Source organism: Allobosea sp. 05T438 (genome assembly GCF_056396025.1).
Genome location: NZ_JBFTKQ010000011.1, coordinates 142947 through 158108, shown reverse-complemented (window position 1 = coordinate 158108; position 15162 = coordinate 142947). Strand labels below are relative to the sequence as shown.

Here is a 15162-nt window from a genome sequence, read left to right as displayed (position 1 = left end):
GGTTCCGGCCCTTCTTTTTCCAAAGCCCAGTCAGGAGCTACCGGATGAACATCCACGAATACCAGGGCAAAGCCATTCTCAAGGAATTCGGCGCGCCCGTCTCGGCCGGCTTCCCGGCGCTCACGGTGGCGGAGGCGGTCGAGGCCGCCAGGAAGCTGCCGGGTCCGCTTTACGTCGTGAAGTCGCAGATCCACGCCGGCGGCCGCGGCAAGGGCAAGTTCAAGGAACTGCCCGCCGAGGCCAAGGGCGGCGTGCGCCTCGCCAAGTCGGTCGAGGAGGTCGAGACCTTCGCCAAGGAGATGCTCGGCAACACGCTCGTGACCGTGCAGACCGGCCCGGCCGGCAAGCAGGTCAACCGCCTCTATATCGAGGACGGCTCGGACATCGAGAAGGAGTTCTACCTCTCGGCGCTGGTCGACCGCGAGACCTCGCGCATCGCCTTCGTCGTCTCGACCGAGGGCGGCATGGACATCGAGGCCGTCGCCCACGACACGCCTGAGAAGATCCTGACCTTCTCGGTCGATCCCGCCACCGGCATCATGCCGCACCACGGCCGCACCGTCGCCAAGGCGCTGGGGCTGACCGGCGACCTCGCCAAGCAGGCCGGCACGGTTCTGACCCAGATCTACAACGCCTTCGTCGCCAAGGACATGGCGATGCTCGAGATCAACCCGCTGATCGTGACCACGCAAGGTCAGATCAAGTGCCTCGACGCGAAGGTGAACTTCGATTCCAACTCGCTCTACCGCCACCCGGACGTCGTCGCGCTGCGCGACGAGACCGAGGAGGACGCCAAGGAGATCGAGGCCTCGAAGTACGACCTCGCCTACATCGCGCTCGACGGCACGATCGGCTGCATGGTCAACGGCGCCGGCCTGGCCATGGCGACGCTCGACATCATCCAGCTCTACGGCGAAAGCCCGGCGAACTTCCTCGACGTCGGCGGCGGCGCCTCGGAAGAGAAGGTGACGGCGGCGTTCAAGATCATCACCGCCGACCCGAAGGTGCAGGGCATCCTCGTCAACATCTTCGGCGGCATCATGAAGTGCGACGTCATCGCCCGCGGCGTGATCGCGGCGGTGAAGGCCGTCGGTCTCAAGGTTCCGCTGGTCGTCCGCCTCGAAGGCACGAATGTCGAGGAAGGCAAGACGATCATCCGCGAGTCCGGCCTCAACGTCATCCCCGCCGACGACCTCGACGACGCCGCGCAGAAGATCGTCGCAGCGGTCAAGAAGGCCTGAGGAGCAGACATGTCCATCCTGATCGACAAGAACACCAAGGTCATCACCCAGGGCTTCACCGGCAAGAACGGGACCTTCCACTCCGAGCAGGCGATCGCCTACGGCACGATCATGGTCGGCGGCACCTCGCCGGGGAAGGGCGGCTCGGTTCATCTCGGCCTGCCCGTCTTCGACACGGTTGCCGAAGCCAAGGAGAAGACCGGCGCCACCGCTTCCGTCGTCTACGTTCCGCCTCCGGGCGCCGCGGACGCGATCTGCGAGGCGATCGACGCCGAGATCCCGCTGATCATCTGCATCACCGAGGGCATCCCGGTGCTGGACATGGTCAGGGTCAAGCGCTCGCTCTCGGGCTCGAAGTCGCGGCTGATCGGGCCGAACTGCCCGGGCGTCGTCACGGCGGGCGAGTCGAAGATCGGCATCATGCCGGCCAACATCTTCAAGCCCGGCTCGGTCGGCATCGTCTCGCGTTCGGGCACGCTGACCTATGAGGCGGTGTTCCAGACCACCCGCGAGGGCCTCGGCCAGACCACTGCGGTCGGCATCGGCGGCGACCCGGTCAAGGGCACCGAGTTCATCGACATGCTCGAGATGTTCCTGGCCGACGACAAGACCGAGTCGATCGTCATGATCGGCGAGATTGGCGGCTCGGCCGAGGAGGACGCGGCGCAGTTCATCAAGGACGAGGCCAAGCGCGGCCGCAAGAAGCCGATGGTCGGCTTCATCGCCGGCCGCACGGCTCCTCCGGGCCGTCGCATGGGCCATGCCGGCGCGATCATCTCGGGCGGCAAGGGCGGCGCCGAAGACAAGATCGCGGCCATGGAAGCGGCCGGCATCCGGGTCTCGCCCTCGCCGGCGCGCCTTGGAAAGACCTTGGTCGAGGTGTTGAAGGGCTGAGGCGCCCTGCGCGCATGATGGCCGGCCTGGAGCCGGCCATCGCGTGCCACCAAATCCCAGGAAATGCCCGGGCCAGCCTCGGGCATGACGACAGATTGCAGATGCCCGGGGGCAGGCTCCGGGCATGACAGGTTGAACAGGATGTCCGGGCAAGGGTCCGGGCATGTCGCAAGCGGTGAAGGAAGGCAGGAGCATCATGGCTCGCCAGGATATCAACGAGGCTCTCGCGCAGACCGGGTTCCTCTACGGCGGCAACGCGGCTTACATCGAGGATCTCTACGCCCGCTACGAGGCCGATCCGAAGTCGGTCGACGAGCAGTGGCAGAGCTTCTTCGGGGCGCTGCAGGACGACAAGCAGTCGGTGCTGGAGAACGCCAAGGGCGCCTCCTGGAAGAAGCCGAACTGGCCGGTGGTCGCCAATGGCGAGCTGATCTCGGCGCTCGACGGCAACTGGGCCGTGGTCGAGAAGGTCGTCTCGGACAAGCTCGGCGCCAAGGCCAAGGCTGCCGGAACGGCGCTCTCGCCGGCCGATGTCCAGCAGGCGACCCGCGATTCCGTGCGCGCGATCATGCTGATCCGCGCCTACCGGATGCGCGGCCATCTCCATGCCAAGCTCGACCCGCTCGGCATCGAGAGCCGCAACGATCCCGAAGAGCTGTCACCCGCGGCCTTCGGCTTCGGCGAGGCCGATCTCGACCGCAAGATCTTCATCGACAACGTGCTCGGCATGGAGTTCGCCACCGTCCGCGAGATGGTCGCGATCCTGCAGCGGACCTATTGCGGCACGGTCGGCATCGAGTTCATGCATATCTCCGACCCCGAGCAGAAGGCCTGGCTGCAGGAGCGCATCGAGGGGCCGGACAAGGAGATCGCCTTCACCCGCGAGGGCAAGCGCGCGATCGTCAACAAGCTCGTCGAGACCGAAGGCTTCGAGAAGTTCCTCGATCTGAAGTTCACCGGTACCAAGCGCTTCGGCCTGGATGGCGGCGAGGCGCTGGTTCCGGCGCTGGAGCAGATCATCAAGCGCGGCGGCGCGCTCGGCGTGCGCGACATCGTCTTCGGCATGGCCCATCGCGGCCGCCTCAACGTGCTCACCCAGGTGCTGGGCAAGCCGCATCGCGCGCTGTTCCACGAGTTCAAGGGCGGCTCCTTCGCGCCTGACGACGTCGAGGGCTCGGGCGACGTGAAGTACCATCTCGGTGCTTCCAGCGATCGCGAATTCGACGGCAACAACGTCCATGTCTCGCTGACCGCCAACCCGTCGCATCTCGAGATCGTCGACCCCGTCGTGCTCGGCAAGGTGCGCGCCAAGCAGGACCAGTTCGGCGACATCGTCGAGCGCTCCAAGGTGCTGCCGCTCCTGATCCACGGCGACGCGGCCTTCGCCGGCCAGGGCGTCGTGGCGGAGTGCCTCGGCCTCTCCGGCCTGAAGGGCCACCGCACCGGCGGCTCGCTGCACTTCATCATCAACAACCAGATCGGTTTCACCACCTATCCGCGCTATTCGCGCTCCTCGCCCTATCCGTCCGACGTGGCGAAGATGGTCGAGGCGCCGGTGTTCCATGTGAACGGCGACGATCCGGAGGCGGTCGTGTTCGCCGCCAAGGTTGCGATCGAGTTCCGGCAGAAGTTCCACAAGCCGGTCGTGATCGACATGTTCTGCTATCGCCGCTTCGGCCACAACGAAGGCGACGAGCCGGGCTTCACCCAGCCGCTGATGTACCGCAAGATCCGCGGCCACAAGACGACGCTGGAGCTCTATGGCGCCAAGCTCGAGGCCGAAGGCGTGATCGCCGCCGGCGAGCTCGACGAGATGCGCGCGGCCTGGAAGGCCAAGCTCGAGGTCGAGTTCGACGCAGGGCAAGCCTTCAAGCCGAACAAGGCGGACTGGCTCGACGGCCGCTGGGCCGGCATGAAGGCGATCCGCGCCGATGAGGACGATCCGCGCCGCGGTGCCACTGGCGTGCCGGCAGCGACGCTGAAGGAGATCACCGAGAAGATCACGGCGGTTCCGGCCGGCTTCAACGTGCACCGCACGATCCAGCGCTTCCTCGACAACCGCAAGAAGGCGGTCGAGGCGGGCGAGGGCATCGACTGGGCGACCGCCGAGGCGCTGGCCTTCGGCTCGCTGCTGCTCGACGGCAACCCCGTCCGTCTTTCCGGCCAGGATTGCGAGCGCGGCACCTTCTCGCAGCGCCACTCCGTCCTGATCGACCAGGAGACCGAGGCGCGCCACACCTCGCTGAACAATATCCGCGAGGGGCAGGCCCGCTACGAGGTCATCAACTCGATGCTTTCGGAAGAGGCGGTGCTCGGCTTCGAATACGGCTACACCCTGTCGGAGCCGAACGCTCTGACGATGTGGGAGGCGCAGTTCGGCGACTTCGCCAACGGTGCGCAGGTCGTGTTCGACCAGTTCATCTCCTCGGGTGAGCGCAAGTGGCTGCGCATGTCCGGCCTCGTCTGCCTGCTGCCGCATGGCTATGAGGGGCAGGGGCCGGAGCACTCCTCCGCCCGGCTCGAGCGCTTCCTGCAGATGTGCGCCGAGGACAACATGCAGGTGGCGAACTGCTCGACGCCGGCGAGCTACTTCCACATCCTGCGCCGGCAGCTGAAGCGCGACTTCCGCAAGCCGCTGATCCTGATGACGCCGAAGTCGCTGCTGCGCCACAAGCGCTGCGTCTCCGACCTGAGCGAACTGGCCGAAGGCTCGACCTTTCACCGCGTGCTGCACGACGATGCCGAGCGCGGCAAGTCGACCACCAAGCTGGTCAAGGACGCGAAGATCCGCCGCGTCGTGCTCTGCACCGGCAAGGTCTATTACGATCTGCTGGAGGAGCGCGAGAAGCGGGGTGTCGACGACGTCTATCTGATGCGCGTCGAGCAGCTCTATCCGTTCCCGCTGAAGACGCTGGCGCAGGAGCTGGCGCGCTTCAAGGCCGCGGATGTGGTCTGGTGCCAGGAGGAGCCGAAGAACATGGGCTCCTGGACCTTCGTCGAGCCCTATCTCGAATGGGTGCTGGGCCATGCCGGCTCCAAGTCGAAGCGGCCGCGCTATGTCGGCCGCCCGGCCTCGGCCGCGACCGCGACCGGCCTGATGTCGAAGCACACCGCGCAGCTCAACGCCTTCCTCGACGAGGCCTTCGCGGCCTGATCAACCTCCCGGCGACACCGCTTCGGTGTTGCCGGGTTCGATGCCGCATCGGCGCCTGAAGGCCGCTCCCGGGCTTCAGCCGATGCCAAACCGACCGCCAGAGAACGAGACAACAGAGGCCTGACATGGCGACCGAAATCCGCGTACCTACCCTCGGCGAATCCGTTTCCGAGGCCACGATCGGCAAGTGGTTCAAGAAGCCGGGCGAGGCGGTGAAGGCCGACGAGCCTCTCGTCGAGCTGGAAACCGACAAGGTGACGCTCGAGGTCAACGCCCCGGCCGCCGGCGTGCTCGGCGAGATCGTCGCCAAGGAAGGCGAGACGGTCGGCGTCAACGCGCTGCTCGGCTCGATTGCCGATGGCGGTGCTGCCGCCGCTGCGGCGCCCGCTCCAAAGGCGGAGGCCAAGCCCGCCGCTGCTGCTCCGGCCGCCGAGGCCCCGAAGGCGGCTGCGACCAAGGCCGCGGATTCCGGCCCGGCCGTGGCGCGCCTCGCCGCCGAGAGCGGCATCAACGCCTCGTCGGTCCCGGCTTCGGGCAAGGACGGCCGCGTGACCAAGGGCGACATGCTCGCCGCAATCGCAACCGGCGTCAGCGCTGCGCCTGCGGCGGCGGCTCCGGTGCAGGTCCGCGCTCCGTCGGCGCCGGACGACGCCTCCCGCGAAGAGCGCGTCAAGATGACGAAGCTGCGCCAGACCATCGCGCGCCGCCTCAAGGAAGCCCAGTCCAACGCAGCGATGCTGACGACCTTCAACGAGGTCGACATGACCAACGTCATGGCGCTGCGCAACCAGTACAAGGACGTGTTCGAGAAGAAGCACGGCGTGAAGCTCGGCTTCATGGGCTTCTTCGTGAAGGCCTGCGTCCAGGCGCTGAAGGAGATCCCGGCGGTCAATGCCGAGATCGACGGCACCGACATCATCTACAAGAACTACTACCATATCGGCGTCGCGGTCGGCACCGAGAAGGGCCTGGTGGTTCCGGTGGTGCGCGATGCGGACGCGCTTTCGATTGCCGGCGTCGAGAAGAAGATCGGCGAGTTCGGCAAGAAGGCCCGTGACGGCCAGCTCAAGATCGAGGAGATGCAGGGCGGCACCTTCACGATCTCGAACGGCGGCGTCTATGGCTCGCTGATGTCGACCCCGATCCTGAACGCGCCTCAGTCGGCGATCCTGGGCATGCACAAGATCCAGGAGCGTCCGGTCGTGGTCGGCGGCAAGATCGAGATCCGCCCGATGATGTATCTGGCCGTCAGCTACGACCACCGCATCATCGACGGCAAGGAAGCCGTGACCTTCCTCGTCCGCATCAAGGAAGGCCTGGAGGATCCGGCGCGCCTCGTGCTCGATCTCTGAGACACCAGACCCGCGGCTGCGGGACAGGAGGAGACAGGCCATGGCTTTTCAACCGAATGTCCCGCCGCTGCAGCCGCACCTTTGCGTGAAGGGCGGCAAGGCGGCGATCGCCTTCTACGAGAAGGCGTTCGGCGCAACCTGCACCTTCATGCAGGCGGCTGAGGATGGCGAGCGCGTGATGCACGCCAATCTCGCCCTCTTCGGCAGCGAGATCCTGCTGCACGACGAGTTTCCGGAGTTCGGCGGCCACATCATGGCGCCGTCGAGCCTGAAGGGCACGGGCGTCGCCATCAACATCAACCTGCCCACGCCGGCCGATGTCGACGCTGCCCTCGCGAAAGCCGAGGCCGCTGGCGCCGACGTGTTCATGCCGGCGAGCGACGTGTTCTGGGGCGCCCGCTATGGCCGCCTGCGCGATCCCTTCGGCCATGTCTGGGCCTTCAACGCGCCGTTGTAGCCGATACTGAGCCGCCGCGTCGCCGCCCGGATTGGCCTGGGCCGAACAAGCTGTCATCCTCCTCCTCGCTGGATCGTCAAGCGCCCCGTCGAACGCGGAGTGACGATCTATCTCTTTGTCTGGCAGCGGATTCTCGGACAAGGTGGAAGCCGCTTTTCGGTCCGATGCCGCAGCTGGAGTGAGCCATGACCGCATTGCCCATGACGACTGAAATCACCGTTCTCGGCTGGAGCGTGCTGCTCCTGCTGATCCAGATCGTCCTGCAGGCCGGCACCTCGGCCGATCTCGGACCGGGCTATCTGGCCAGCCCGCGCGACGAGCCGCGCGAACCGAATATCGTCTCGCGGCGTCTCAAGCGGGCACTCGACAATCTGCTCGAAACCTATCCGGCCTTCGTCGCGCTGGCGCTTGCGCTTACGATCACGGGCAAGGCGGGAGGCAGCGCCGCGACGGGTGCCTGGATCTATCTCGCCGCGCGGGTCGTGTATGTCGCACTCTACGCAGCCGGTGTCCCGGTGCTTCGCACCCTGGTCTGGGCCGCCTCGTTCGCCGGTCTTGTGATGATGCTCTATCGCCTGATGAGTTGAGCGGAGAGGAGAGGTGCGGCGGCACGGCCGCCGCCCTCCGGGCTCGGCCTATTTCACGACCATCGCCGAGAAGGGATGGACATAGGCCTGCAGCATCACGAAGCCGCCGACCAGGCTCGCCAGCACGATCGAGTGCCAGAAGACGAAGCGCAGGATCACGCCCTCATGGCCGAACCAGCCGGTTGCCGTGGACGCGACGACGATCGATTGGGCGTCGATCATCTTGCCCATCACGCCACCGGAGGAGTTCGCCGCGCCCATCAGGATCGGCGAGAGGCCGAGCTGCTCCGAGGTGACCCTCTGGAGATTGCCGAAGAGCACGTTCGAGGCGGTGTCGGAGCCCGTCAGCGCGACGCCGAGCCAACCGAGCAGCGTGCCGAAGAAAGGATACAGCACCCCCGTTCCGGCGAAGGCGAGGCCAAGCGTGGCGTCGATGCCCGAAAGCCGCGTCAGGGTGCCGATCGCCAGCATCGCGGCGATGGTGATCAGCGAATAGGCGCAGAGTTTCAGCGTCCTGCCATAAACCTGCGCCATCTTCAGCGGACCGAAGCCGAGGGCGAAGCCCGAGATGATGGCGGCAATCAGCATGCCCGAGCCGGTATAGGAGAGCCAGGTGAAGGAGAAGACGGCTCCTTCAGGTGTCGGCCTGGCCGCGACGGGCGCGACCTTGTTGATCATGTTGTGCAGGTCGGGAACGGCATAGTTCCACGTCGCCCAGGGGTTGACCGCATTCTTGAACCAGCCCGTGCCCCAGATCAGCAGGATGACGCAGACGATGATCCAGGGCGTCAGCGCCATCCAGACCTGCGACGAGCTTGGCCTGGTCGTGGCAGCGGGCGGGACAAGGCTCCCGTCGTCGGAGATGTCGTGGCCGCGCAGCTTCGGCGAGGTCCAGACCTCCCTCGGCTTCCAGACCTGGAGGAAGCCGATCAGACAGGCCATGGAGATCAGCGAAGCGCCGATATCGACGATCCAGGGATTTACGTAGTTCGAGATCAGGAATTGCGGCACGGCGAAGGAGATGCCGGTGACGAGGACTGCCGGCCAGATCTGCAGCATGCCGCGCCAGCCGGCGAAGACGCAGATCAGCCAGAACGGCACCAGCACCGAGAAGAACGGGAGCTGGCGCCCGACCATGGCGCCGAGCAGGAAGGGATCGATGCCGGTGACCTGGCTCAGGCCCTGGATCGGCGTGCCGAGCGCGCCATAGGCGACGGGTGCCGTGTTGGCGATGAGCGAAAGGCCCGAGGCCGCCAGCGGCGAGAAGCCGAGGCCGATCAGGATCGCGCCGGTGACCGCGACCGGCGTGCCGAAGCCGGATGCGCCCTCGAAGAAGGCGCCGAAGGCGAAGGCGATCAGCAGCAGCTGGATGCGCCGGTCATCGGTGACGCCGCCGATCGTGGTCTGCAGGATCTTGAAGGCGCCTTTCTCGACCGTCAGCCGGTAGAGGAAGATGACGTTGAGAACGATCCAGCCGATCGGGAAGAAGCCGGTGACGGCGCCGAGCAGGGTGGCGCGCAGCGACATGCCGGCCGGCATGGTGAAGATGAAGATCGCCACGAGATTGGCGACGATGAGCGCGATGACGGCGGCGATATGCGCCTTGACGGCATTGGATGCGATGAGACCGAGCAGAACGACGACGGGTAGCGCGGCCGCGAGCGTCGACAGGACGCTGTTGCCGAATGGATCATAGACCTGATTCCACATGACGGCGTGCCCCTCCAGCGGGCTGATCTGCAGAGATTTCAGCGAATGGCGTTTCGTCCTTTTGTTGTGTTCGGCGCAGTAAGCGCCGCTCCCTGAGCCGCGGCAAGCACCGCGGCTGCGGTCAACACAGGAATGCCGTAGCGCTAGGCGCAGAACCGATGTATGCCGGCCGCCATCTGCCGCGGCCTTCGCCCGCGGTCTTCAGCCGATCAGCGGAAGGACGTCATGGCCTACGATCTCGTCGTCATCGGAACCGGCCCCGGGGGCTATGTCTGCGCCATTCGCGCCGCCCAGCTCGGCCTCAAGGTCGCCGTTGTCGAGAAACGCAAGACGCATGGCGGCACCTGCCTGAACGTCGGCTGCATTCCGTCCAAGGCGCTGCTGCACGCCTCCGAGATGTTCGAGGAAGCCGGCCACACCTTCGAGAAGCTCGGCGTCGTCGTCGGCACGCCCAAGCTCGACCTCAAGGCGATGATGGCGCACAAGCAGGAGACCATCGACGCCAACGTCAACGGCGTCGGTTTCCTGCTCAAGAAGAACAAGATCGACGCCTTCCACGGCACGGCCTCGATCCCGGCCGCCGGCAAGGTCGTCGTCACCGCCGAGGACGGCAAGGCTCAGGAGCTCGAGACCAAGAACATCGTCATCGCGACGGGTTCGGAATCGGCGCCGCTGCCGGGCGTCGAGATCGACGAGAAGACGGTGGTCACCTCGACCGGCGCGCTCGAGATCGGCGCGGTTCCGAAGGAACTCGTCGTGGTCGGCGCCGGCGTGATCGGCCTCGAGATCGGCTCGGTCTGGAGCCGTCTCGGCGCCAAGGTCACCGTCGTAGAGTTCCTTGACCGCATCCTGCCCGGCATGGATGGCGAGGTCGCCAAGCAGTTCCAGCGCATCCTGGAGAAGCAGGGCTTCACCTTCCAGCTGGGCTCCAAGGTCACCAAGGTCGACGTGGCCAAGACGGGCGGCGCGACCGTCACCGTCGAGCCTGCCGCCGGGGGCGAGGCCAGGACGCTCAACGCCGACATCGTGCTGGTTGCGATCGGCCGCCGTCCGAACACCGACGGCCTCGGCCTCGACCAGGCGGGCGTCGCGACCGACCGGGGGCGCGTCGTCATCGACGACCACTTCAAGACCAATGTCGCGGGCATCTATGCCATCGGCGACGTGGTGCGCGGGCCGATGCTGGCGCACAAGGCCGAGGATGAGGGCGTCGCGGTCGCCGAGATCATCGCCGGCAAGGCGGGCCATGTGAACTACGACGCCATTCCGGGCATCGTCTACACCGCCCCCGAAGTCGCCGCGATCGGCAAGACCGAGGAAGAGCTCAAGGCTGCCGGCGTCGCCTACAAGATCGGCAAGTTCCCGTTCACGGCGAACGGCCGCGCCCGCGCCATCCGCCACACCGACGGCTTCGTGAAGGTGCTGGCCGATGCGGCGACCGACCGCGTGCTCGGCTGCCACATCATCGGCCCGCATGCCGGCGACCTGATCGCCGAAGTGACGGTGCTGATGGAGTTCGGCGGCTCGTCGGAAGACCTCGCCCGCACCTGCCATGCGCATCCGACGCTGGCCGAGGCCGTGAAGGAAGCCGCGATGGCGGTGGAGAAGCGCCAGATCCATATGTGATCGACGCGTCTGCGTCATTCTCGGGCGAAGCATCGCTTCGACCCGAGAATCTCGCGACGAGAGAGAACACTGGTTTCCGAGATGGTCGGCTCAAGGCCGACCATGACGGCTGGAAACAATTATCCCCGCCGGGCGTGGAACGCCGTCAGCGTGTTCTTGAGCAGGCAGGCGATGGTCATCGGGCCGACGCCGCCGGGGACCGGGGTGATGGCGCCCGCGACCTTCACCGCGTCAGTGAAGTCGACATCGCCGGTCAGCTTGCCGTCGGGCAGGCGATTGATGCCGACATCGATCACGGTGGCGCCGGGCTTGATCCAGTCGCCCTTGATCATGCGCGGGCGGCCGACCGCCGCGACGACGATGTCGGCGCGGCTGATGACGCCGGGGAGGTCGCGCGTGCGCGAATGGGCGATGGTGACGGTGCAGTCGGCCTGGAGCAGCAACTGCGCGACCGGACGGCCGACCAGCTCCGAGCGGCCGATCACCACGGCGTCGAGCCCGGACAGCGAYGGCAGCGTCTGCCTCAGCAGGAGCATGCAGCCGAGCGGCGTGCAGGGCACCAGCCCGTTCTTGCCGCCGGCGAGCAGGCCGGCATTGATCGGGTGCAGCCCGTCGACATCCTTGGCGGGATCGATGGCGTCGATGATGCGGCCGGTGTCGATATGCTTGGGCAGCGGCAGCTGGACGAGGATGCCATCGACGCCGTCGTCGGCGTTCAGCTCGGCCAGTTTGGCGAGCAATTCCGCTTCGCTCGTCTCGGCCGGCAGCCGGTGGGCCACCGAGTTCATGCCGACTTCGACGGCGAGCTTTTCCTTCGACGCGACATAGACCTTGCTCGCCGGATCCTCGCCGACGAGGACGACATGGAGGCCCGGAACGAGTCCGCTGATAGCCTTGATCGCTGCAACCTCGCGGCCGATCTCGGCCCTGAGCGCGGCGGCGGCGGCTTTGCCGTCGATGATGCGGGCTTCGCCGGTCATGGTCCGACCTCGTTCTTGGTGATGACGCCGTCGTCATGCGCGATCCGGCCGCCCCGGACAAGTCCGAATGCGACGCTCGCATGGCGCCAGGCGCCATCGGCGGGGGAGGAGCGGCCGGCGTGGCTTGCGGGCTTACGGGCAGCCCGGTATCGACGAACCCGCACAGGCTGTGAGCGGAAGGGGCAAGGACAACGTGACGACTGGTTTCGCCCGCTTGCCCGACGCGCCGGCCTTCCGCCTCACCGATCTGCGTATCCCTGCCTGCCTGATCGAGGGCGCCGACATCGCCGCCGACCGCCATGGGCTGGCGCGGGTGGATCTCGCCATTGCCGATGGCCGCATCGAGGCGATCGAGCCCGTTGGCGCGGTGGCGACGGTGACGGCGCCGAGCCTCGATCTCGACGGCGGCATCGCGCTGCCGCGCTTGGTCGACTGCCATACTCATATCGACAAGGGCCATATCTGGCCGCGCAGCCCCAACCCGGACGGCACCTTTCCGGGGGCGCTCGAAACCGTCGGGGCCGACCGCGAGGCGAACTGGTCCGCCGGGGATGTGCGGACGCGGATGGATTTCTCGCTGCGCACCGCTTTCGCTCACGGCACGGCGGCGTTGCGCACCCATCTCGACTCGCTGGGCAAGCAGATCGGCATCTCCTGGCCGGCTTATGCCGAGGTTCGGGCGGAATGGGCGGGGCGCATCGCGCTGCAGGCGTCGCCGCTGTTCGGCGCCGACGCCGCGCTCGATCCGGCGCATATGGCGGCGGTGATCGCCGCGGTGAAGGCGCATGGCGACGGTCTGCTCGGCTGCGTCACCTACATGATCCCGGAGCTCGACCGGGCGCTCGACATCCTGTTCCAGGCGGCGATCGAGAACGGCTTCGACCTCGATTTCCATGTCGACGAGACCAACGACCCGGCGGCGCGCTCGCTGGAGCACATCGCGGATGCGGCGCTGCGCCATCGCTTCACCGGTCGCATCCTCTGCGGGCATTGCTGCTCGCTCAGCCTGCAGGGGCCGGAGGACGAGGCGCGCATCATCGCCAAGCTGCGCGAGGCCGGCATCGCCGTGGTCTCGCTGCCGATGTGCAACATGTACCTGCAGGACCGGCAACCCGGTCGCACGCCGCGCTGGCGCGGTGTCGCCGCCCTGCATGAGCTGAAGGCGGCCGGCGTGCCGGTGATGATCGCCTCCGACAATACGCGCGACCCGTTCTATGCCTATGGCGATCTCGACCTCGTCGAGGTGCTGCGCGAGGGCACGCGTATCCTCCAGCTCGACCATTCCGGGCCGGATTGGGCCAACGCCGTGGCGCGCAGCCCGGCCGAGGCGATGGGCCTGCGGGATACCGGCGTCATCGCTGTCGGGGCGACCGCCGACCTCATCCTGACGCGGGCACGCGACTGGACAGAACTCTTCTCCCGGCCGCAGGCCGACCGTACCGTGCTGGTCGCGGGCAAGCCGATCGACCGGACGCTGCCGGACTACCGCGAACTCGACCATCTGATGGCGAGCGCCAAGTGACGACCTTTCCCGCCATGACCTTTCCCGTCATGGTCGGCCTTGTGCCGACCATCCACGTCTTCCTCCGTCGCGGGCGGTGTTCAAGACGGGGATGCTCGCCACAAGGGCGAGCATGACGCCACAGGAACGCCTCGCATGACCGAACGCTACGACATCGCCACGCTGAAGACCCGCATCAGCGGCATCCGCACCGAAGAGAATCCGGCGCTGGTGAAGCAGAAGAGCCGGGATTTCTTCTGGTACTCGCCGGTGCTGAAGCGCCAGCTCGATCATGTCGTGGCCGACATCGTCGTCTCGCCGACGAGCGAGGCGCAGGTTCTGCAGGTTCTCGCCGCCTGCCACGAGCTCGGCATTCCCGTCACGCCGCGCGGCACCGGCACGGGCAATTACGGCCAGGCGATGCCGCTCTCCGGCGGCGTTCTGCTCGACCTCTCCGGCTTCAACAAGGTCAAGGAGATCGCCGCTGGCCGCTATGTAGCCGAGCCAGGCGCGATCATGGCCCGCATCGATGACGAGACGCGGGCGCATTCGCGGCAGGAACTGCGCCTGCATCCCTCTACCTACCAGACGGCCTCGATCGGCGGCTTCATTGCCGGCGGCTCCGGCGGCGTCGGCTCGATCAAATGGGGGGGCTTGCGCGACTGGGGCAACATCATCCGGCTCAAGGTCGCGACGATGGAGGCAAGCCCGCGCATCCTCGAATTTTCGGGCGAGGATCTGCACAAGGTCGCCCATGCCTATGGCACCAACGGCATCATCACCGAGGTCGAGATGCCGCTGGGGCCGGCCTATAACTGGGTCGACGTCATCATCGGTTTCGAGAGCCTGCGTGCCGCGACCGAATTCGCCAATGCCGTCGGCGAGCAGGACGGGCTCGCGCTCAAGAACCTCTGCGTCGTGGCTGCGCCCGCTCCGCACGAATACTTCCTGCGCCACCGCAAGTTCCTGCCGCGCGACAGCCATCTCGTCATTGTCATGGCCGCCGATTTCGCGGTGGATGCGCTCTGCGCCTATGCGCGCCGCTTCAAGGGGGCGGAGCTGCTGCTGCGCACCGACAAGCTCGCGCCCGAGGATGCGAAGGGCCTGCCGCCGGCCTATGAGCTCGGCTGGAACCACACGACGCTGAGGGCGCTGCGCGTCGACCCGGCGATCACCTATCTGCAGGTGCTCTACCCCTTCCCGAACCAGGTCGAGCTGGTCGACAAGATCCATGCCCGCTTCGGCGACGAGGTGACCTGCCATCTCGAATTCGTGCGCTTCGACGGCAAGATCACCTGCTTCGGCCTGCCGCTCATCCGTTTCACCACCGAGGAGCGGCTGGAGGAGATCATCGCTGTTCATGAGGGGATGGGCGCGCCGATCTTCAACCCGCACCGCTATACGCTGGAGGAGGGCGGCATGAAGCAGACCGACGAGACGCAGCTCGCCTTCAAGCGCGAGGCCGATCCGCAGGGCCTGCTCAATCCCGGCAAGATGATCGCCTGGGAGGATCCGAGCTACGATTACCGCTCGGGGAAGACCTTCCTGTTCCGCAGCCTCGCCGAGGCCGGTGTCGGCTAAGAGATCTTTTGAAGCTTCAGCCCTCATCCTGAGGAGCAGCCGCAGGCTGCGTCTCGAAGGATGATCGAGATGGTTCCGG

The 15162-nt window shown here is 66.6% G+C and carries 11 protein-coding genes; 9 read left to right on the top strand and 2 right to left on the bottom strand.

Annotation, left to right across the window (positions count from 1 at the left end; translation table 11 throughout):
• Positions 1–44: 44 nt before the first annotated feature.
• From sucC to AC1DIN_RS20740, 6 genes are all read left to right on the top strand, one after another.
• Positions 45–1241 (top strand): ADP-forming succinate--CoA ligase subunit beta, encoded by a 1197-nt coding sequence (gene sucC, locus AC1DIN_RS20765; protein ID WP_476811143.1) that lies wholly within the window; start codon positions 45–47, stop codon positions 1239–1241.
• 9 nt (positions 1242–1250) lie between these two features.
• Positions 1251–2135 carry a succinate--CoA ligase subunit alpha gene (gene sucD, locus AC1DIN_RS20760; RefSeq protein ID WP_441472984.1) on the top strand — a complete coding sequence of 295 codons (885 nt, stop codon included), beginning with the start codon at positions 1251–1253 and terminating at the stop codon, positions 2133–2135.
• Between the two features lie 196 nt (positions 2136–2331).
• Entirely contained in the window at positions 2332–5289 is a 2958-nt protein-coding gene (locus AC1DIN_RS20755; protein WP_476811142.1) for a 2-oxoglutarate dehydrogenase E1 component, read from the top strand.
• Between the two features lie 125 nt (positions 5290–5414).
• Positions 5415–6641 (top strand): 2-oxoglutarate dehydrogenase complex dihydrolipoyllysine-residue succinyltransferase, encoded by a 1227-nt coding sequence (odhB, locus tag AC1DIN_RS20750; protein ID WP_441472982.1) that lies wholly within the window; start codon positions 5415–5417, stop codon positions 6639–6641.
• A 40-nt stretch (positions 6642–6681) separates the two neighbouring features.
• Positions 6682–7098, top strand: a complete 417-nt coding sequence (locus AC1DIN_RS20745) for a VOC family protein (RefSeq protein WP_441472981.1) — start codon at positions 6682–6684, stop codon at positions 7096–7098.
• Between the two features lie 185 nt (positions 7099–7283).
• Positions 7284–7685 (top strand): MAPEG family protein, encoded by a 402-nt coding sequence (locus AC1DIN_RS20740; RefSeq protein WP_476811141.1) that lies wholly within the window; start codon positions 7284–7286, stop codon positions 7683–7685.
• Between the two features lie 48 nt (positions 7686–7733).
• Here AC1DIN_RS20740 and AC1DIN_RS20735 read toward each other — a convergent pair whose 3' ends face one another.
• Positions 7734–9395, bottom strand: a complete 1662-nt coding sequence (locus AC1DIN_RS20735; protein WP_476811140.1) for an L-lactate permease — start codon at positions 9393–9395, stop codon at positions 7734–7736.
• A gap of 225 nt (positions 9396–9620) precedes the next feature.
• Between AC1DIN_RS20735 and lpdA the strand changes: the two genes are divergently transcribed.
• Entirely contained in the window at positions 9621–11021 is a 1401-nt protein-coding gene (lpdA, locus tag AC1DIN_RS20730; RefSeq protein WP_441472979.1) for a dihydrolipoyl dehydrogenase, read from the top strand.
• A gap of 119 nt (positions 11022–11140) precedes the next feature.
• On the opposite strand, the gene folD is transcribed toward lpdA, so the two are convergent.
• Positions 11141–12001 (bottom strand): bifunctional methylenetetrahydrofolate dehydrogenase/methenyltetrahydrofolate cyclohydrolase FolD, encoded by an 861-nt coding sequence (gene folD, locus AC1DIN_RS20725; protein WP_476765875.1) that lies wholly within the window; start codon positions 11999–12001, stop codon positions 11141–11143.
• Positions 12002–12194: 193 nt separating this feature from the next.
• Here folD and AC1DIN_RS20720 point away from each other — a divergent pair, with 193 nt between their 5' ends.
• Positions 12195–13523, top strand: a complete 1329-nt coding sequence (locus AC1DIN_RS20720; RefSeq protein WP_476811139.1) for a cytosine deaminase — start codon at positions 12195–12197, stop codon at positions 13521–13523.
• A gap of 135 nt (positions 13524–13658) precedes the next feature.
• Positions 13659–15083 (top strand): FAD-binding oxidoreductase, encoded by a 1425-nt coding sequence (locus AC1DIN_RS20715; RefSeq protein WP_476811138.1) that lies wholly within the window; start codon positions 13659–13661, stop codon positions 15081–15083.
• Positions 15084–15162: the final 79 nt, after the last annotated feature.